Below are 19,273 nucleotides of genomic sequence, written 5' to 3' on the forward strand. Positions count from 1 at the left end.
TTAAAACTCTAACTGAGGAAATTGCTGTTGAAGTTCTACTATTTTACTTTGAATTTTAACTAAAAATGCTTGATGTGCTTCCGAAGTTGGATTGAAAGGTTTGTGTGCCAATCCTTTTTGAATGTCCTCAATTGTTTTCATGGTTGTTTCACTTTCGCGAGAAATCCATGTGTGTGTAAATTTTCCCCAAATGTATGCTATTGCCGTTGTATTTGGATGAATCATATCTTCTGAATAGAAACGATAATCGCGCAATTCGTCCATCATAATTTCATAAGAAGGAAAATAATGTATTTGATTTCGTGCTTCTACAATTTGATGAATTCCTGCCAATAAATATGCCTTACTTTGCTGATTTTCTACAAACCCATCTTTTAAGTGTCGCACAGGTGAAACAGTAAATATAGTTGTGATTTTAGGATTGATACTTTTCAGTAATGCGATACAATTTTCTACACTTGCAGCAATTTCTTCTACAGATAATAATTCCTTTAAAAATTGCTTTTGCGGTACTTTATGACAATTTGCTACAATTGTATCTGTTTCAATATATCGATATACCCAAGCCGTTCCTAATGTGATAATAATATGAGAAGCTTCTTGCAATGCTTTATAAGTCTCGCTTACGGCAGTATTTAAGCTTGATAATAAAACCTCTTTATCAGGATTGCTTAATGCAGAATGTACTTCAAAACAATGCCAACGTTCGTTTATATAGAAAATATCATCAGTTGTGAATTCTTCTTCGTTGATTGCTCTTAATAATAGGCTTTCTATTGCTTTTGGGTGAAATAGAATTCCAAATGGATTCTGAAACGTATTGAATTTGTAATAGGATAATTTTTCACCAATATGTTCCGAAAAGCATGAACCCAATAAGCATACGTTTGCATCGTATGTTATTGGGTTATACGTTTCTTTTTTTAGCGGAATATTGGTTTGCAATATCATATTTATTGCTTTCCTTCTCTTGCTTTTTTTGCAGTATAATATGCTACAATTAGCCTATTTTTCATTCCTTGTGTAATTCCTGTCAATACTTTTGTATTGTATTTTACACCTCGTGCGCTTTCCATTCTTAAAATAGCATCACTTGTTTCTCTATTAAATTCACCTCTTTTTGTAACAGCTTCTGCATCTAATAATTCAAGATAGATTAATTTATCTTGAAAATCTGCAACTTCTCCAGGAGTTGGTGTTTTTAGCGTAAGCCATTGTCCTTTATCCTTTCCAGGCATTGTACATAATACAGAAACTTCTCTTGGAGCTTCTTTCTTTGCTGTTTCTTGTGCCAATGCTGGAATAGAAAATAGCATGACTAAAACAATAATGTATACATTTTTCATTTGTTTGTTTTTATTAAATTAATTTGTCAAATGGAATTCACCAATTGTACTGTTAGTTAAAATCAACTATAGTGTTATGGCTCATTTCATAAGGCTATTTATAATTTATTTTTTGAGTTATTTAATATAATCTTTTACACGTTCAATTGCTTTTGGAATTCCACCTGGGTTTTTTCCTCCTGCTGTAGCAAAAAATGGTTGTCCGCCGCCGCCGCCGTGAATTAGTTTTCCAAGTTCACGAACTACTTTTCCTGCATCATATCCACGTTCTGCGACTAACTCTTTAGAGATGTAGCAAGTTAACATTACTTTGTTTTCATTCGCGGTAGCAAAGAATAAAAATAGGTTTTTGAATTCACCACCAAGTTCAAAAGCTAAGTTTTTGATTCCGTTTTGATCTAAATCTACTTTTTGTGCCAAGAAGTTTACTCCATCAATTTCTTCTAGTTGACTTTTTAAATCTCCTTTTAGATTTTTGGCTTTGTCTTTTAGTAAACTTTCTATTTGCTTGCGCAATTTAGCATTGTCATCTTTTAAATCAGCAACTGCTTTTACAGTATCTTTTGGATTGTTTAAAGCATCTTTGATTTCATAATATGCTCTATTATTTTCAAAGTAAAATTCTTTTGTAGCATCTAATGTAATTGCTTCAATTCTTCTAATTCCTGCCGCAACAGCTCCTTCAGACCTAATTTTAAAGTGCCAAATATCTCCTGTATTTTCAACATGCGTTCCTCCACACAATTCAATCGATTGTCCAAAACGAATAGAACGTACTGTATCTCCATATTTTTCACCAAACAACGCCATTGCTCCATCTGCCATAGCTTCAGAAACCGGTCTGTTACGTTTTTCTTCTAGCGGAAGCTTTCCTTCAATTCTAGCATTTACAAAATTTTCAACATCACGCAGTTCTTCTACTGTCATTTTTGAAAAGTGAGAAAAATCAAAACGTAAATATTTTGAATGCACTGCCGAACCTTTTTGTTCAACATGTGTTCCTAATATTTCGCGTAATGCTTGATGTAATAAATGTGTTGCCGTATGATTTGCCGCAGTACGACTACGTTGCTTTTTATCTACTACTGCACGCAATGTTTCATTTACGTGTTTTGGTAAATTCTTTGTGATATGAATAATTAAGTTATTTTCTTTTTTCGTATCTAAAATATATACAACATCACCATTTGGAACTTCTAAATATCCTTTGTCTCCAACTTGTCCTCCACCTTCTGGATAGAATGGCGTAAGATTGAATACTAATTGATATTGAACACCTTCTTTTTTAGTTTCAATTTTACGGTAACGTGTTAATTTAACATCAACTTCTAAGGTATCATATCCAACAAATTCTTCGTCTTCATCTTCTAATAAAACTACCCAATCATCAGCCTGAATCGCTGTTGCTTTTCGTCCGCCTTCTTGTTGTTTTTGTAATGCCTTTTTGAATTCTTCTTTATTATATGACAAATCGCGCTCACGCAGAATTAACTCTGTTAAATCTTCTGGAAAACCATACGTATCTTTTAATTCAAATACTTTTTTACCCGAAATTACAGTTCCATCTACATTTTCAATAACACGATCTAACAATACTAAACCTTGATCTAACGTACGTAAAAAAGATGTTTCTTCTTCTTTTATTACATTCTGAATGAGTTGTTTTTGCTCTTTAAGTTCAGGAAATGCTTTCCCCATTTTTTTATCAAGTACTTCTACCAAACGATAAATAAATGGTTCTTTTTTATTTAAGAATGTAAATCCATAACGAACTGCTCTACGCAAAATTCTACGAATTACATATCCTCTAGTATTGTTGCTTGGCAATTGTCCGTCTGCAATAGAGAAAGATACCGCACGTACGTGATCGGCAATGACACGAATAGCAACATCTACTTTTTCATCATTTCCATAATCTACATTCGCAATTGCCTCAATTTCTCTTATAATTGGTGTAAAAACATCTGTATCATAGTTCGATTTCACATCTTGTAATACCATACACAAACGTTCAAATCCCATTCCTGTATCTACATGTTGCGCAGGTAATTTCTCTAACGATTTATCTGCTTTACGGTTGAATTGCATGAATACCAAATTCCAGATTTCCACTACTTGTGGATGATCCATATTGACTAAATCGGCACCTGATACTTTTGCTTTTTCTTCCGCAGAACGAATATCTACATGAATTTCAGAGCAAGGTCCACAAGGTCCTTGACTTCCCATTTCCCAGAAATTGTCTGCTTTGTTCCCCATCAAAATACGATCTTCTGGAATAATTTCTTTCCATAAATCATACGCTTCCTGATCGAGTTTCAATCCATCTTCATCGCTTCCTTCAAAAACGGTTACATATAAAATATCTTTATCTATTCCGTATACTTCCGTCAATAATTCCCATGCCCAAGTAATGGCTTCTTTCTTAAAGTAATCACCAAAGCTCCAGTTTCCTAACATTTCAAACATGGTGTGATGATAGGTATCATACCCAACTTCTTCCAAGTCATTATGCTTTCCGCTTACACGTAGACATTTTTGTGTATCGGCAATACGATTGCTTTTTGGCGTTCCGTTTCCTAAGAAATATTCTTTAAAAGGTGCCATTCCAGAGTTGACAAACATCAAAGTTGGGTCATTCTTCGTTACCATTGGCGCAGATGGCACAATTTGATGTGTTTTAGATTTATAAAACTCTAAAAACTTAGCTCTAATATCCTGAGATTTCATGTGTCTATATATATTGTTTTTAAACGGTCACATGCTGTTCGCTATTCATCATTACTTTAAATGATAACATTCTTAACATGCTCGTTTCGTGTGTTATACTTTTATACTTACTACGTAAGATAATTCGCGAATCACTCTTAAATTTATCTTAACCTACTTTAAAAAACTTAAAAACTGTAAAACAATAGCTATATTTGTTCGTTTTACGGATATTTCATGATATTAGTTCATGAATAATCTGTGCAAAAATAGAATAATTTAAGGAATGAGTAAGGTAAAATATTATTACGATTCAGAAACACTGTCATATCGAAAGATTGAAACCAAGCGTGGACGCAAAATTGGGTTCGCTATTTTGTTTATTTCTGCAGTTGTTTTATGCTCGTTTTTTCTACTAACTATTATTTTCAATACAGCTTTGGAAACGCCTAAAGAAAAGGTGTTACAACGCGAATTGGCAAATTTGAAGTTTCAATACGATTTGCTAAATAAGAAAGTAACACAGGCTGAAGCTGTACTTGCTAATATTGAAGAACGCGATAATAATATTTACAGATTATATTTTGAAGCAAATCCAATTCCGGAAGAACAACGAAAAGCAGGTTTTGGTGGTGTAAATCGTTATGAAGCTTTATATAATTATGAAAATTCTGATTTAATTATTGAAACGACAAAGCGGTTAGAAATTTTACAAAAGCAAATGGTTGTTCAGTCTAAGTCGTTGGATGAAATTGCCAAATTAGCAGAAGATAAAGAAGAGTTTTTAGCGTCTATTCCAGCTATTCAACCTGTAAACAATGAAGATTTGACTCGAATGGCTTCTGGTTACGGGTTTAGAAATGATCCATTTACGAAAGCTCGGAAGATGCATTGGGGAATGGATTTTACAGCACCAAGAGGAACGCCTATTTATGCTTCTGGAGATGGTATCGTTGTCAGAGCTGATAATTCTGCTTCTGGCTTTGGAAAACACATTCGTATTGATCATGGATATGGTTATGTTTCTCTGTATGCACACATGAGCAAGTATAATGTTCGTAAAGGAAAAAAAGTAAAACGTGGTGATTTAATTGGTTTTGTGGGAAGCACAGGACGTTCACAAGCACCGCATTTACATTATGAAATTCGCAAAAATGGTGAAAAAATAAATCCAATCAATTTCTATTACGGAAACTTATCCGCAAAAGAATTTGAAGAGTTATTAGAAAATGCTGCTAAACAAAATCAATCGCTCGACTAATGCATATTGATTTACCAGAAAAATTATACTACAGTATTGGCGAGGTTGCCAAGGCTTTTGACGTAAATACTTCTTTGATTCGCTTTTGGGAAAAGGAATTTGATGTAATTCAACCAAAAAAGAATGCGAAAGGAAATCGTAAATTTACACCAGAAGATATTAAAAATTTAGAACTTATTTACCACTTGGTAAAAGAACGCGGCTTTACACTTGACGGCGCAAAAGTTCATTTGAAAGAGGAAAAGAAAAAAACACTTTCCAATTTTGAGATTATTCGTAAATTACAGCATATTAGAGCTGAACTTGTGAAAATCAAGGACAATCTGTAACGTTTGAACCAAATACAATAGTATACTAATAAATAATCCCGAATAATTATGAGTAAAAAAACAATAATTGTTTTAGTCATTCTTGCCATAGTTGCAATTCTCTCATACACTAAATACAATGGAATGGTTGTATTAAATGAAGATGCAAAAACGGCTTGGTCTAATGTAGAAACTGAATACCAACGTAGAAGTGATCTGATTGGAAATTTAGTCAAAACTGTAAAAGGTGCTGCTGATTTTGAACGCACAACACTTGAAGCTGTTATCAAAGCTAGATCAGAAGCAACAAAAACAGAAATTAATGTTGATGATTTAACGCCAGAAAACATGGCAAAATTTCAACAAGCGCAATCAGGACTATCAGGTGCTTTATCGCGCTTATTGGTTACTGTAGAACGCTATCCTGACCTAAAAGCAAACGAAAATTTCTTAAAGTTACAAGACGAGTTGGCAAGTACTGAAAACTCTGTCCGTACTTCAAGAAAACGTTTTAATGATGCTGCAAATGATTTTAACAAAAACATCAAAACCTTTCCAAACAATATGTTTGCAGGTGTATTTGGATTTGGCGAAATGGCAAAGTTTAAAGGAGATCCAGGTACAGAAAAAGCTCCTGATGTAGATTTAGATTTTAACTAAGTAACTCACAATAATATATGTCTAAAGTAGAAGATTTCCTTTCTGCAAAAGAAGAACAAGAAATCATAGCTGCTATCAGAAAAGCAGAGCGAAGTACTTCTGGCGAGATCAGGGTTCATATCGAAACCCATACCGATATGGATCATTTTGATCGTGCTTTGGAAGTATTTCACTTGCTTAAGATGGACAATACTCGTTTGCAAAATGGTGTATTAATTTATGTTGCCGTTGATGACAAATCATTTGTTATTTATGGTGATGAAGGAATTAATAACGTTGTTCCTGCCAATTTTTGGGATGCAACACGCGATACGATGCATCATTATTTTTCACAAGGAAATTTTAAACAAGGACTCATTGAAGGTGTATTACATGCTGGATTGGAATTACAGAAGCATTTCCCTTGGGATGTTGACACACATGAAGACGAACTACCAAACGAAATTTCTAAAGGCTAATGCACACGATTGCTAAAACATATATAAAATCAATCTTTTTTATTTTAGGAATATTCTTCTTGAATGTTGCTAATGCGCAATATAAAATCCCTCCAAAACCTAGTGATGCAGATCAAAAATTTGTCTATGATTATGCTAAATTACTTTCGAAAGGAGATAAAGCTTTTTTAGAATCAAAACTCAATCGCTATGCCGATAGTACTTCTACACAAGTAGTTATTGTAGTGATAGAAACACTTAAGGGAGAAAGCATTGGTATGTTAACTCCAAAATGGGGACATAAATGGGGAATTGGACAAGAGAAAAAAGATAATGGTGTTATTATTCTTTTGGCTAAGAAAGAACGTAAAATATGGATTTCTCCAGGATATGGAGCCGAAAATAAATTAACCGCAGGAATTACAGGACAGATTGTTCGAAATAGAATTATTCCGCATTTTAAACGCAATGACTATCCAAGTGGATTAAATGTTGGAATTGATAGTATTATTGAAGTACTGAACGGCGAATTTGAAAATACACGAAAACGATCTGGCAATGGTGAAGGTATTCCAGTAGCTGTGATTATCTTTTTAATCATCTTTTTCATAGTTCTCATCTCTATTTTAGCAAATAACAAACGTAATGGCGGCGGCGGAAACCATCGTGGTGGACGACGTAATGCAGGAGGCGATTTAATGGATATTATTATTTTGAGTAATATGGGTCGTGGCGGATTTGGTTCTGGCAGTAGTAGCGGCGGCGGCGGATTTGGGTCTGGCGGTGGTGGATTCAGTGGTGGCGGCGGATTCGGCGGCGGCGGATTTAGTGGTGGTGGCGCTGGTGGAAGCTGGTAGTTTCCATAAAATCAGTTACCAAAATAAACTTTTACCTAGCTAACTAATACTTCTTAAAAAAGAACGCTAATCATTATATTTGATTATATTTACTGCGCTAGTCACGCATAATATATCCTATAAAAATAGCAACTCAAATACTTCATTTGAAGTTGTTTTTTTAAATTTATAGTTAGGATTAACTTGAAAAGTTTAGTGTATAAAGTTCACTCCTTTTCATATATAAACCATTGCGTGTCATAAAAAATAATAGCTATACATCAATGATAAAAAAGCTTTCTATAATAATTCCTGCTTATAATGAAGCTGCTACAATTCATTTAATTTTAGAGAAAATTAAGCAAGTTCAATTAGTGAATGATATTGAAAAAGAAATCATTATCGTTAATGATTATTCAACAGACAATACTAAAGGAGCGGTTGAAACTTATATTTCAAAAAATGAAGACTTAAATATTCAGTATTTTGAACATTCAAAAAACAAAGGAAAAGGTGCAGCACTTCATACTGGAATAAAAAATGCTACTGGAGAATATTTGATAATACAGGATGCTGATTTAGAATATACTCCTGTTGAATACAATGATTTATTGAAGCCCGTTTTAATTGGAGTTGCAGATGTTGTATATGGTTCAAGATTTGTAGGGAGCAATCCTCATAGAGTGCTTTTCTTTTGGCACACTATCGGCAATAAGTTTTTAACATTTCTATCTAATATGTTTACCAATCTGAACTTAACTGATATGGAAACATGTTATAAACTATTCCGAACAGAAACCATTCAAAGTATTAAGCTGAAAGAAAAAAGATTTGGTTTTGAACCTGAGGTTACTGCTAAGATATCAAGGATTCCAAATATTAGAATATATGAAGTTGGAATTTCTTATTTTGGAAGAACTTATGAAGAAGGTAAAAAAATTGGTTGGAAAGATGGTTTTCGGGCAATTTACTGTATTCTAAAATATGGCCTTTTTAAAAGATAATATATGATCACGGCACGAATAAAAGCATGGAGTTCAAAAATTATTGGTGATTTAAAACCTGTTGATAAAGCAGATTATTTTGTATTAATTGTTTCATTAGGATTATTAATTTACACTATTACATTTGCTTTAACATCAGATATTACATACGATGAAGCGTATACATACATGTATTACAGCACAAAGTCAAAGCCTAATTTTTTAGCATTTGATCTTGCCAATAATCATCCATTAAATTCTTTATTAATATATTTTTCAAGTTTCTTGTTCCCATATAGAGAGTTTTTTATTCGCCTACCAAATATTTTATTCTTGGTTTTATATTTAGTGTATTCAATTAGAATTTCTAAGTCAAGAATATTTTTATCCATAAAAGTGCTAGCATTTTCACTTTTAGCATTTTACCACTTCTTAATCCCTGACTTTTTTTCACAAGCAAGAGGATATGGAATGGCATCCTGTTTAGTGCTTATTTTTTTACATCATTTTATTCAGAAGGATCAAAGTTTTAAAAATATCATAAGGAGTTTTTACATCTTACTTCTTGCAACTTTCGCTTTTACAGGTTTAATCCCTTTAGTCGCTGCTGTTTCCATTTACTATTTATTCTTTGAAATTAGATTCAAAGTATTCGCGTTTATACAAAAAACTTTTATTGATCTTTTTCTGTTACTTTTAGGTTACTCGTGGCTGCTTTATAACTTATTTGTAACCACTAGTACCGGAAAGCCCTTGTATGGATCAGAAGAACCATTTGCAGTCGCAACTATGGGATACTATTTAAATTCCTTTTCTGATTTTATACCAACATTAGGGCAGCATGGTATACAAATCTTTTATGCTATTATTATACTGGTTTTCTTGTTTTTCTTTATTAAGAAACCCAAATCAGCCAAAATCACTTTTATTACGCTCTTGACTTTTTTGATGTTTTTTATTGCTTCAAAATTTTCAGATCGTCCAAATATCACAGGAAGAATTTTACTTCCCTTATTTCCACTTGTTGTGCTTTCATTTTCAGAACTATTACTGCTAGCCATAAAACAGTTAAAAATTTCGAAAAAGTATGTATTTGTTTTCAGTAGTATTATGGTTGGTTTTATTTGTTTGAATTTTTTATATAAAACTTATAAAGCAGACCCAAGAACTGCGAGAGGAAATTTTCAGAAAGAAATTTTCGAGAATTTAAATCTCAATGTTACAGCAGATGAATGGACTCCAGTAATTCCTTTTTATTTAAATAAGTTTAAAAATTATCCACCAAAAGAGAATCCTCTTTTCTCAGAAATAGTTCTTACAGAAGAGATAAAATGTTTCTATTCTTTTGAAAAAGGAGTACTTGTATTAGAGGCTTCAAGTAAGATAGATATAGACAAACCTTTTTTTCTTCGCATTTTCCCTAGAAACCAAGAAGATTTACCAAAAGATAGTATTGAATATGGTTTTGATAATCATGATTTTTCATGGAAAAACATAAAAAAGATTGGTGAAAATTATGAAGTTAAAACTTTACCAAATTACCCTATTAAGCATATTACAATAGGACAATTTGATGGAACAGGAGAAAAATGGACTAAAAAAATAACTAACGAAAACATGTTATGATTGATCGAGAAAGATTGCGCATATCTGTATAAGTATCATCCTAAAATAAGTGTTTTTTTGTGTACTTATACTTCTGTTTATTTTTTTAACAACTATAACGCTATAGTTGATGAAATTAAATCTGCACGATTTTTTCTGGGTATTTTTTTTGAATTTCTTCTTGTTCAGCTTTTGTCAATTCTTCAAACGAACGTTGATACTTTTTCATGGCAATTTCATTTCGAAATGTGTAGATAATTTTAGATATCTCTTTTTTGATTGCCGTTATAAATTGCTTTGAAATGTTGTCTTCCGTTTTCAATGCAATTAATGTGTTCGATGTACTTTCTTGAATGTATTTTTTAGTTTCTTGTACTAATTCTCCAAACGAAACTTCTTTGTTATTGATGATGATTTCATCTTGTGCTTTGATATGAATTTGCAAGGAAGTTTTTAATATTTCTTCACTGAGTACTACTTTTTCATTTGGTGGTTTTAAATTCTTTCTTCCGTTTATTTCTAAGAAGTTAAGAATTCGTAATCTATAGTATTCATGATCAAGATCGTTTAAGGTTAGTATTTTTGCAATCTTACTTGTAACATCTTGTACGTTGTTTGCTGTTTTGATTTGCTCTAACGTTTCTTCTACTTGATACATTTTAGAGTTTTTGTATCCTTCATGCGCTTCTAAAACTGCTGTACATGATTTGAATTTCTCCATATCAAAATTGCTCGCACTCAGTTGCCCTAACATAAAGTTTATAAATCCTAATTTAGAATATTCTATACTAGTGTATGTTCCACTATTGTTTAGAAAGTATTGATAACTTTTGCTACTTATTCCTTTAAACACATTAGCATCTGAAAGTACTTTTTCTGATTGTTGAATAAATCCACGTAATGCCTCTCCGTTATCAGAAAATGTTGTGTCATAACATTTTATGTATTCATCTTCAAAATTCACACTGTTTGATTGTGCTGTAACGATTGAAATTGAACTAAGGAAAATAATGAGTAAGCGTATTGGTTTCATGAGCAATGTATTTTCTTAAAGATACGAAGTTATGCAGGAACTTTTTAGTAATGCTTATTTTTATCTTGCCACAAAAGAGTCAAAAAAGTCAAGACTTACAATTGCTTATTGATAAAATTTAGCAGTTTGTTTTCATAGTCTTTTCCGCCTTTAGCGTATACATCAAAATGTCCTGCGTCTTTTACTAATACAAATTCTTTTTGTGGAGAAGCTGCATTTTTATAGAGTTGTTCTCCGTATGTATAATTTATGTTTTCGTCATTGTCACCATGCGCAATGAATATCGGTTGTTGAATGTTAGCAATAGAACGAATTGGTTTTACTTCATCAGGATTGAACTTAGCAATTTTTCCAGCTTCTTGCAACGCAGTATTTGTAATGAAACGAACACCAATACCTTTGCACATTTTCTTTTGGTAATCATACACAATTTGATCTAACTCCGTAAATGTACTTTCTATGATGCCAAATTCAATACGTTTATCATGTTCTAACGCCTGAATTGCAATAGCGCCACCAAGTGAGTTTCCCCAGATTCCAACAGGAAGTGTTGGGTTTTTCTTTTTTATGAAATCAACAATTTTAGAGATATCTTGCTTTTCATAGTAACCGTATGTACAGTATTTTCCGCTGCTTTCTCCATGCGCTCTTCCATCGAATACAATAGATGCAATTCCGTTGTTGGCTAAGTTTCCTGCCAAACCTAAAAAGTGTTCTTTACAACCACCAATTCCATGAATGAGAATCATGATTCCTTTTGTTTCTTCTGTACTAGATTGTACCCAATAACCCTTTAACACAATACTATCTGCTACTTCAATTGAAAGTTTTTCACTTTGTAAACCTAATGATTGTGGTGTGCTCGCTAAGTTGATTCGTTGCGGCTGCATAATCGCATATGGAGCTACATGAATGGTTAGTATATACGTAGCAATTCCGAGAATAACAATAAGTGTTATGAAGAAATAGAGTATCTTTTTTTTCATTCAACAACTATGGTTTTTCTTTTTTACCTTTTGATGGATTTGCTTTTGGGTTAAATTTATCTAAGAGTGAAAATGTAAGGTATTTGTAAAAATCTTGCTCAAAATCTTTTGCTTCAAAGATTAGCAGCATTTTACTGACTAGGCTTGTTATTGTTGGATTATTATCCCCAGAACTAGACAATTTGATAAATACACTCAATTTTGAATCTTTAAAGTTCGGAGATTGCATGATTCCTTGCATACAACCCATGTATTCTTTTATTTTTTTGTTGTTACTCATTCCTTGAATAACATGATCACTGATTTCAAAATTTGGCACATCTCCTTCAATTACTTTTTCAATATTTTTGTAAAGTGCTAAGTAGCTTTCTCCACTTGCATCTTTTAGTATTTTCCCTTGAATAAGCGATTGTTCTGCTTTTTTAATGAGTTCTTTTAACTTTACACCTTCATCTTCATATATACCGTACATGCAATTCATGTAGGTGTTTTCTAATTCATATTTTTTGTTTTGTGCAAAACTTACGCAAGTAATGAATAAGATAAGAGCGTAAATACTTGTTTTATAGATATTATTCATCTGTTTCTAAGTCTTTAATTTTTAATGGATATATATTTTTGATTTCTAATTTTTCAGCTTCTTTCAACTCATCAAATGTACGATTGAATTTTTCTTTAGCCAATTCATTTCTTACGATTTCAAACCCAGCAACAATTTCATTTTGCATATCTAAAAAAGCTTTATAGCTCGTTTCTTTACTGTTTTTTATCAAAATTACACTCTTTGATTTGTTTTGCTTTAAATAGCTAATCACCTTCTTTTGCAACTCTTCTAGAGTTGTCTTTTTGTCATTTACAAAAAGGCTACTTTCTGAATCAATTTCTACTTTTAAAGCACGTTTGAGTTCTTCTTCTGTGAATGTTTGCGCTTCTTTTTTTGGCAAACTTCTATTCATATTTTTATTTTCAAATTTTGACACTTTAAATGCATCTATAAGTAAAAAAGTAATGTGTTTATAAAAATCATGTTCAAAGTCATTCTCATTCATAAATCCTGATAAAATACTTTCTAGTACTGAACCTTCTATTTTCTCAATATTTATAGATTCTATTACTGTAGTAAATTTATTCATTTTGGACGCTAAGCGTTTTGGATGCTCCATAAATTCTTTCTCACATTCAAAATATACTAACATATCTATGTTTTTCATCATTCGTGATGTCATATAATCTAAAACTCCTAAGCTTTGATATTCTCCGCTTCCAACTTCTTTTATGTTTTTATAAAGTGCTATATAACTCTTACCACTTGTATCTTTCAATAATTTTTCGTCTATAAGTTTTTGTTCTGCTTCTTGAAGTATCGCTTTATATTCAGCTCCATTATCGTTCAACGATTTATACATACAATTCATATACATTGTTTCTAACTCATAAGTATATTCTTGTGCAAAAATCATGGAAGAATTCATCAAAAAGATGATACAAACAAGTCGCTGTATTATATATTTCATTTTTTAATTACTTTTATTTGACGATTGTTTTCTTTTTCGGTTACATTATGGTTCTAAGATACAAACTCTATTCCATAAAAAAAGTCTCTGAAAATATTCAAAGACTTTTTAAGAAAATTATTTTTTAGTATTCTTAATCAAAAAACTGAACGCCACCTTTTTTCCCACCTACTTTACTCAGTTTATAGGTAAACCCTAACATAAAGTAACGTTGCAATACTGTACTTTGAGAATCCTGAATAAAATCTGCTGTAACGCTTCTACGTGTATTGATATTTTGATCTAGTAAATCGTATGCAGTTAGTTTTATAGTTCCTTTGTCTTTTAATATTTTCACACCTAAACTCATGTTCCAAAACAAAGCACTTCGCTCAAATCCTGGTGCAACATCGGTTCGGTAAGAGTAACGTAAATCATTTCCAAACACTATCTTTTTTGGCCAAAAAGTTGTTGTTTTTAAGCTTACATTATGTCGTTGAAACGTTTCGTTATTTAAATTTTCTAAACTGTAACGAGTTGTATTGAACGAGACTGAATAGCGTGGTTCAATTTCTATCAATTCTCTATAATTATATGTCATTCGTACACTTGGCGTCAACGCATTTCGCTTGGTTGAGAATTTCACACCATTACTAAAATTGAATTCTTTGTTGAAGTTTGAATACAATCCAGCTCTAAGACGAATCGATGTACTATCACGTTTTATCGTTTTACTATATGAAAATCCTCCGCTTCCTCTAAGAACACCATCTACATTTGTATAGGTAGTCGTTCTAATTCTATTTTCATCTGTTGTTGAAATTGGAACAATTTTATCATTCGTAAGTCCTCCAGAAAACCATAAAAAGAAACCGCTTTTACTTTTATAATCATAGTTGTTGAAGTTTGCATACATACGATGATTAAATTCACGATTTAAGTTTGGGTTACCAACTGTAATGTTTAACGGATTACTCACATTTGCAACTGGCTGTAATTGCTGTGCTCTTGGTGACTGACTATTTGTATTATAATTAAGCGAAACACTCATTCCTTGCTTGATACGATAGCGCATGTAACTATTGATATTGATATCTGAGAATGTTGATTTCACAATAGTGTTTTGGATAAATTCCTCATTTTTTAATTCAGAAAGTTGTAATCCTGTATTAAAACTAAGGTATAGTTTTTCGCCTTCATAATTGACTCCAATTTTTGGCGTATGTGTTCGGTAATTTACTTTTAAGTCTGAACTTAATGTTTGATTAAAGTCGTCGTATTCATTCGTTGTATTGTCAAAGTCATATACACGCTTGTCACTACGTTCGCTTGCGTTACTAAAACGATAGTTTAGATCTAAAAATAATTTCTCTTTCAACGGAATACGGTATTCAATATCTACTGAAAATCTATTTTCTTTAGATTCAATATCTGTTAATTGATCTCTGGTTTCAGTAGATGGTGTTGTTCCAAATATTTCGTTGGTTGTATTTAAGAAATTTTCAGATGTATTATTGACGCTATTATTATTTACATTAAAACTTACATATGAACCTTTGCTTCCAAACTTTTTAATAATATCAATATCTCCCAAGAAATTACGACGTTCAGATTCGGTTCTGTTTTGCGAATCTCCACGGTTTAACATTGTTCCATCTTCATCTAAGGATTCTTCACTTCTAGAAGAAAAGTTTTCTCCTTCTGTAAATCGGAAGCTTGGTGATACTACTACTTTAAACGTAGAATCAATTTGAAATTGTAGTTCTGCATTTGCTCTATGGCTGTCATTATTATTTAAAAAAGTGCTTCTAGAGTTCGTAAAGAAACGTCCGTCAGGCAGAATGTTTTCACGCTGAATTCTATTTTCATTTTCAGAATCGGCACGTGAGAAAAAGTAATCAGCAGTCACTTCTGTTTTATCTTTGTACTCATCTACAAAACTTGCTCCACCATTAGTAGATGTTGTAATTCCTTGTCCGCCACCAAAACGCTGCCCTCCAATAGAAAATGAACCATTATCACTGTATGAGATTCCGCCTCCAGCATTTCCCATCATATCATAAATTTCATCAAAACTAAATCCAGAACTATTGATATTGTTTTTACTTGCCAATACACTAAAACGTTGTTTGTCGTTGAAATAGTTTCCAATTCCACTCATGGCATAGCGTTCATCGGTTCCGCCGCTTACAGTGGCTCGCCCAAAGAAACCTTTGTTTTGATCTTCCTTAAGTTCAATATTTATGGTTTGTTCTTCAGAAGTTCCTTTTTTACCTGTAAATTCTTCCGACTCACTTTTTGTTGTCGTTACTTGAATTTTATCTACGATTTCTTTTGTTAAGTTTTTTGTTGCAATGTTTGGATCATTTCCGAAAAATGGTTTTCCATTCACCAAAATCTTGTTTACTTCTTTCCCATTGACTTTTATTTTTCCATCACTATCGACTTCAACTCCTGGTAACTTTTTGATTAAGTCTTCCACTGTTGCTCCTGGTCGTGCTTTGAAAGAATCTGCATTAAATTCTAACGTATCTTTTTTCACCGTAATTGGTGCTCTAATTGCAGTAATTTGTACTGCATCTAGTTCATCAGAAGCTAATTCCATTGCAATTTCTGGCAAGGTAATTATTGGCTTATCAATTGTTATTTTTTGATGATAAGCTTTAAACCCATTGAAGGTTACAAATAAGTTTACTTCTTTAAGCTTCGTTCGTCCTGCCAATTCAAAACGTCCTTTGTTATCGCTAATTGTGTACGTAATTAATGTTGAATCTTTAATTGTTTGCACATAAACAGTAGCAGATTCTAACGGTGTTTTTGTAGTGTTGTCAATAATTTTTCCTTTAATTTCAAATTCTTGTGCGGTAAGTTGTACAGAAAATAAACTGATCATAGCGATCAGTAATGTGATAAGTGGTTTGCTCATTTTTTTTTGATTGATGGTAATCGGTTTATTCCACAAACAAACAGAAAAAATGATAATTTATTATTAAAATAATCTTAAAAATATTTTTTAAATCTTAAAATATGAAGACACATTAAAAAAAGAGATTCATTTTGGCATATTTGTGAGTTTTTTATGTACTCTCCTCGCTAATTTTAATATATTTTAAAATGTACGATCGCATATAAATAGAGTTTCCATACTTTTTTAAGTTCGGTTTCCTTTATTGGTTACTTTTGTGTTTCATCTACATGTATTAATTCTTATCAATTTATAATGAAATTTGTATTTTCAGTTGTTACCTATCTTGTATTCTCTATACATCTATTTTCACAAGAAAATACGATACAAACAGACAGTTTAGCTCCGTATTCTTTTGAACAATTGACTGAAAAGTATAATTCCCATAAGAATACAAACCCAAGTGAAGCCATTGTTTATCTTGATCAAATGCTTTTGAAAGCAAATACTTTAGAGCAACGTGTTTCTTCATTTTTGACTGCTTCCAGGCATGAAACATTTTATGGAACTCCAAAGAAAGCATTTACCTATGTTGATGCTGCAATTTCATTAGCGAAAACTGAACAAAATCCATCGTTATTGGGCAAAGCGTACGAACGAAAAGGATTTATTTTTTATTATAAGGAGAAAGATTATAATACTGCATCGGACTTTTATTTGAAAGCATTGAATCTTGCAAAAAAAAATCAAGATGAATTATTAATGATTACTGTGAATCATAAGATTGCTGCGTTGTATTTTATGATTGATAACACAGAAGTTGCTTTACAAAAGTATCGTACTTTGTATGCGCAAACGTATGATAAAACAGCGATTCCGTATGCGGTAAAGATTCCAATTTTAAAGAGTTTGAGTAATGTGTATTTTAAAAAGTATTCACTTGATCCTACTAAGAAAATATTACTAGATTCATCTTCATTCTTTGGTGAAAAAGGGTTAAAACTCGCTTTGGCAGAAAAGAATCAAAAAGATATTACTTATTTGACAAATTTGTTAGGAATTGCATCTTTTACGAATAAAGAATACGACAAGGCTTTGAAATATCTAGCGAAAGCGGAAACAACAGCTACTAAAATTAGTTTGAATGAACGCTTGAAATCTGTATATCATTATAAAGGAATGGTGTTTTTAGCACAAGAGAAATCAGATTCTGCCATTTATTATTTTCAGAAGAATGCTGTGCATTTAGCAGATACTTCCAAATTGTTTGTATATCCGAATACTTATGCACTTTTATCAGAAAGCTACGAACAGCAAAATGATTTGAAAAAAGCGTTACAGTATGCACAACTCGCCATTGATTACACAAATAACACGTATTCTAAAAGAGCCACATTGCAACGAACATTGGAGACAAAGTATGATCTTCCAATGTTAAAAGAGAAATCGCAACAATTACAACGAGAATTACAACAGACTTCTTACACGAAAAATGTTTGGATTGTTTTAGCATTACTTTTAGTGATGATCCTGATTGGCAGTTTTGTGTTTTTTAAACGAAAAGAACGTTTGAATCGAAAGAATTTTGAGCAAACATTAGCTAATTTATCAAAGATAGAAACAGAAATTTCGGTCCCTAAAAATTCAGCTACAACACATGTTTCAGAAGCACAAACAGAAACTATTTTGAAAGCTTTGGAACGTTTTGAACAAAGTACATTGTTTGTAAATCCTGATTGTACATTGTCGTTTTTAGCGCAAGAATTAGGCACAAACACAACTTATCTTTCCAAAATTATTAATACGCATAAAGAACAGAGTTATACTGAGTATTTGGTAAATTTACGAATCTCATATGCGCTGAAACGATTGAAAAACGAGAAACGTTTTAGAGCATATTCTATAGCGTCTATAGCAAATGAATGTGGTTTTAAAAGCGCAAAATCATTCTCAAGAGCTTTTAAAAAGAATACAGGAATTTACCCTTCCTATTATATTAAAAATATAGCTGTCGAAATTGTCCCAGAATAATTTGTTTGTGATCAATTTATAAATGGGCACTAGTACTTTTGTTACTATGAATCTTTAACTAGTACATTTGAAAACACATATAAAAACATTGATATTATGAAAAGAAAACTTGTATTAAAAAAATGTTCTATCTCTAATTTGAATATTTTTAAGTTAACTGGTGGAACTGGAAATTCACTTGATGATGAAACCAACACTGCACCACCAACAAACTATTGTGGCCCTACACAAAATCAAAATACCTGTGTATACACAGAATGTCATGATACTTGTAGCGTAGATCCTATGCGATGTATGATGGAACCGCCAACACATCCATAAACTATTTTATGCTGAGAAATAATTCCATTGCCATTAGAATACATAAAATGACAATGGAATTATTCAATGAATTATGGTCCCATTGGCTCACACATTCCATTGAAACAAGATTCTGCACAACTGATAGCTGTTGGGCAGTTGTTTGAAGGACATGTTACCGTACAGTTTACTGTGCAACCTGCCGAAGGACAATTTGCCACACTTAGACATACAAATATTTGCGACGTATCACAATTAACTTGTGCAGTAAATGCAGTTCCTCCTTTTACTTTTGATGCTTTAAAGTTAGACACCGTACTTTTGGTTAATAAAAGTTTTGCTTTAAGATTTCTTTTTTTCATGGTATTATTTTTAAATTC

18 protein-coding genes are annotated in these 19,273 nt (G+C 32.0%); 9 read left to right on the forward strand and 9 right to left on the reverse strand.

Annotated features, from left to right (window positions below; genetic code table 11):
• From ACUUYC_RS03215 to alaS, 3 genes are all read right to left on the reverse strand, one after another.
• Window positions 1–951 (reverse strand): GSCFA domain-containing protein, encoded by a 951-nt coding sequence (locus ACUUYC_RS03215; RefSeq protein ID WP_474263779.1) that lies wholly within the window; start codon window positions 949–951, stop codon window positions 1–3.
• A 2-nt stretch (window positions 952–953) separates the two neighbouring features.
• Complete coding sequence (locus ACUUYC_RS03220) at window positions 954–1,346, reverse strand: hypothetical protein (RefSeq protein ID WP_474263782.1); 393 nt, start codon at window positions 1,344–1,346, stop codon at window positions 954–956.
• Between the two features lie 117 nt (window positions 1,347–1,463).
• On the reverse strand, window positions 1,464–4,076 hold the full coding sequence (gene alaS, locus ACUUYC_RS03225) for an alanine--tRNA ligase (protein ID WP_474263784.1): 2,613 nt from the start codon (window positions 4,074–4,076) through the stop codon (window positions 1,464–1,466).
• A 265-nt stretch (window positions 4,077–4,341) separates the two neighbouring features.
• Here alaS and ACUUYC_RS03230 point away from each other — a divergent pair, with 265 nt between their 5' ends.
• The 7 genes from ACUUYC_RS03230 to ACUUYC_RS03260 all read left to right on the forward strand — a co-directional run bounded on the left by ACUUYC_RS03230 (window position 4,342) and on the right by ACUUYC_RS03260 (window position 10,166).
• Window positions 4,342–5,316, forward strand: a complete 975-nt coding sequence (locus tag ACUUYC_RS03230; protein WP_474263786.1) for a M23 family metallopeptidase — start codon at window positions 4,342–4,344, stop codon at window positions 5,314–5,316.
• Window positions 5,316–5,645: a MerR family transcriptional regulator gene (locus tag ACUUYC_RS03235; protein ID WP_474263789.1), complete on the forward strand. Its 330-nt coding sequence runs from the start codon at window positions 5,316–5,318 to the stop codon at window positions 5,643–5,645. Before ACUUYC_RS03230 ends, ACUUYC_RS03235 begins: the two co-directional genes overlap by 1 nt.
• A gap of 48 nt (window positions 5,646–5,693) precedes the next feature.
• Entirely contained in the window at window positions 5,694–6,284 is a 591-nt protein-coding gene (locus tag ACUUYC_RS03240; RefSeq protein WP_474263792.1) for a LemA family protein, read from the forward strand.
• 17 nt (window positions 6,285–6,301) lie between these two features.
• On the forward strand, window positions 6,302–6,742 hold the full coding sequence (locus tag ACUUYC_RS03245; RefSeq protein ID WP_474263794.1) for a TPM domain-containing protein: 441 nt from the start codon (window positions 6,302–6,304) through the stop codon (window positions 6,740–6,742).
• Window positions 6,742–7,578, forward strand: a complete 837-nt coding sequence (locus tag ACUUYC_RS03250; RefSeq protein WP_474263796.1) for a TPM domain-containing protein — start codon at window positions 6,742–6,744, stop codon at window positions 7,576–7,578. The genes ACUUYC_RS03245 and ACUUYC_RS03250 overlap by 1 nt, the downstream gene beginning before the upstream one ends.
• Window positions 7,579–7,841: 263 nt before the next feature.
• Window positions 7,842–8,561 carry a glycosyltransferase family 2 protein gene (locus ACUUYC_RS03255; RefSeq protein ID WP_474263797.1) on the forward strand — a complete coding sequence of 240 codons (720 nt, stop codon included), beginning with the start codon at window positions 7,842–7,844 and terminating at the stop codon, window positions 8,559–8,561.
• A gap of 168 nt (window positions 8,562–8,729) precedes the next feature.
• On the forward strand, window positions 8,730–10,166 hold the full coding sequence (locus ACUUYC_RS03260) for a hypothetical protein (RefSeq protein WP_474263799.1): 1,437 nt from the start codon (window positions 8,730–8,732) through the stop codon (window positions 10,164–10,166).
• Between the two features lie 115 nt (window positions 10,167–10,281).
• Here ACUUYC_RS03260 and ACUUYC_RS03265 read toward each other — a convergent pair whose 3' ends face one another.
• The 5 genes from ACUUYC_RS03265 to ACUUYC_RS03285 all read right to left on the reverse strand — a co-directional run bounded on the left by ACUUYC_RS03265 (window position 10,282) and on the right by ACUUYC_RS03285 (window position 16,583).
• Entirely contained in the window at window positions 10,282–11,178 is an 897-nt protein-coding gene (locus ACUUYC_RS03265; protein WP_474263801.1) for a hypothetical protein, read from the reverse strand.
• Window positions 11,179–11,273: 95 nt separating this feature from the next.
• Window positions 11,274–12,164 carry an alpha/beta hydrolase gene (locus ACUUYC_RS03270; protein ID WP_474263803.1) on the reverse strand — a complete coding sequence of 297 codons (891 nt, stop codon included), beginning with the start codon at window positions 12,162–12,164 and terminating at the stop codon, window positions 11,274–11,276.
• 7 nt (window positions 12,165–12,171) lie between these two features.
• On the reverse strand, window positions 12,172–12,744 hold the full coding sequence (locus ACUUYC_RS03275; protein WP_474263805.1) for a hypothetical protein: 573 nt from the start codon (window positions 12,742–12,744) through the stop codon (window positions 12,172–12,174).
• Window positions 12,737–13,678 carry an ExbD/TolR family protein gene (locus ACUUYC_RS03280; protein WP_474263807.1) on the reverse strand — a complete coding sequence of 314 codons (942 nt, stop codon included), beginning with the start codon at window positions 13,676–13,678 and terminating at the stop codon, window positions 12,737–12,739. The genes ACUUYC_RS03275 and ACUUYC_RS03280 overlap by 8 nt, the downstream gene beginning before the upstream one ends.
• A gap of 133 nt (window positions 13,679–13,811) precedes the next feature.
• On the reverse strand, window positions 13,812–16,583 hold the full coding sequence (locus ACUUYC_RS03285; protein WP_474263809.1) for an outer membrane beta-barrel protein: 2,772 nt from the start codon (window positions 16,581–16,583) through the stop codon (window positions 13,812–13,814).
• 294 nt (window positions 16,584–16,877) lie between these two features.
• Here ACUUYC_RS03285 and ACUUYC_RS03290 point away from each other — a divergent pair, with 294 nt between their 5' ends.
• Window positions 16,878–18,593 (forward strand): helix-turn-helix domain-containing protein, encoded by a 1,716-nt coding sequence (locus tag ACUUYC_RS03290; RefSeq protein WP_474263811.1) that lies wholly within the window; start codon window positions 16,878–16,880, stop codon window positions 18,591–18,593.
• A gap of 96 nt (window positions 18,594–18,689) precedes the next feature.
• Window positions 18,690–18,914, forward strand: coding sequence for a hypothetical protein (locus ACUUYC_RS03295; RefSeq protein ID WP_474263813.1), 225 nt, complete (start codon window positions 18,690–18,692; stop codon window positions 18,912–18,914).
• Between the two features lie 71 nt (window positions 18,915–18,985).
• On the opposite strand, the gene ACUUYC_RS03300 is transcribed toward ACUUYC_RS03295, so the two are convergent.
• Window positions 18,986–19,255 carry a hypothetical protein gene (locus ACUUYC_RS03300; RefSeq protein WP_474263814.1) on the reverse strand — a complete coding sequence of 90 codons (270 nt, stop codon included), beginning with the start codon at window positions 19,253–19,255 and terminating at the stop codon, window positions 18,986–18,988.
• Between the last annotated feature and the right edge of the window lie 18 nt (window positions 19,256–19,273).

Source organism: Kordia sp. E, assembly GCF_056033805.1.

Excerpts from the sequence above, each read along its gene's own strand:
- ACUUYC_RS03215 (WP_474263779.1), bottom strand. The coding sequence starts at position 951 with ATGATATTGCAAACCAATATTCCGCTAAAAAAAGAAACGTATAACCCA.
- ACUUYC_RS03220 (WP_474263782.1), bottom strand. The coding sequence starts at position 1,346 with ATGAAAAATGTATACATTATTGTTTTAGTCATGCTATTTTCTATTCCA.
- alaS (WP_474263784.1), bottom strand. The coding sequence starts at position 4,076 with ATGAAATCTCAGGATATTAGAGCTAAGTTTTTAGAGTTTTATAAATCT.
- ACUUYC_RS03230 (WP_474263786.1), top strand. The coding sequence starts at position 4,342 with ATGAGTAAGGTAAAATATTATTACGATTCAGAAACACTGTCATATCGA.
- ACUUYC_RS03235 (WP_474263789.1), top strand. The coding sequence starts at position 5,316 with ATGCATATTGATTTACCAGAAAAATTATACTACAGTATTGGCGAGGTT.
- ACUUYC_RS03240 (WP_474263792.1), top strand. The coding sequence starts at position 5,694 with ATGAGTAAAAAAACAATAATTGTTTTAGTCATTCTTGCCATAGTTGCA.
- ACUUYC_RS03245 (WP_474263794.1), top strand. The coding sequence starts at position 6,302 with ATGTCTAAAGTAGAAGATTTCCTTTCTGCAAAAGAAGAACAAGAAATC.
- ACUUYC_RS03250 (WP_474263796.1), top strand. The coding sequence starts at position 6,742 with ATGCACACGATTGCTAAAACATATATAAAATCAATCTTTTTTATTTTA.
- ACUUYC_RS03255 (WP_474263797.1), top strand. The coding sequence starts at position 7,842 with ATGATAAAAAAGCTTTCTATAATAATTCCTGCTTATAATGAAGCTGCT.
- ACUUYC_RS03260 (WP_474263799.1), top strand. The coding sequence starts at position 8,730 with ATGTATTACAGCACAAAGTCAAAGCCTAATTTTTTAGCATTTGATCTT.
- ACUUYC_RS03265 (WP_474263801.1), bottom strand. The coding sequence starts at position 11,178 with ATGAAACCAATACGCTTACTCATTATTTTCCTTAGTTCAATTTCAATC.
- ACUUYC_RS03270 (WP_474263803.1), bottom strand. The coding sequence starts at position 12,164 with ATGAAAAAAAAGATACTCTATTTCTTCATAACACTTATTGTTATTCTC.
- ACUUYC_RS03275 (WP_474263805.1), bottom strand. The coding sequence starts at position 12,744 with ATGAATAATATCTATAAAACAAGTATTTACGCTCTTATCTTATTCATT.
- ACUUYC_RS03280 (WP_474263807.1), bottom strand. The coding sequence starts at position 13,678 with ATGAAATATATAATACAGCGACTTGTTTGTATCATCTTTTTGATGAAT.
- ACUUYC_RS03285 (WP_474263809.1), bottom strand. The coding sequence starts at position 16,583 with ATGAGCAAACCACTTATCACATTACTGATCGCTATGATCAGTTTATTT.
- ACUUYC_RS03290 (WP_474263811.1), top strand. The coding sequence starts at position 16,878 with ATGAAATTTGTATTTTCAGTTGTTACCTATCTTGTATTCTCTATACAT.
- ACUUYC_RS03295 (WP_474263813.1), top strand. The coding sequence starts at position 18,690 with ATGAAAAGAAAACTTGTATTAAAAAAATGTTCTATCTCTAATTTGAAT.
- ACUUYC_RS03300 (WP_474263814.1), bottom strand. The coding sequence starts at position 19,255 with ATGAAAAAAAGAAATCTTAAAGCAAAACTTTTATTAACCAAAAGTACG.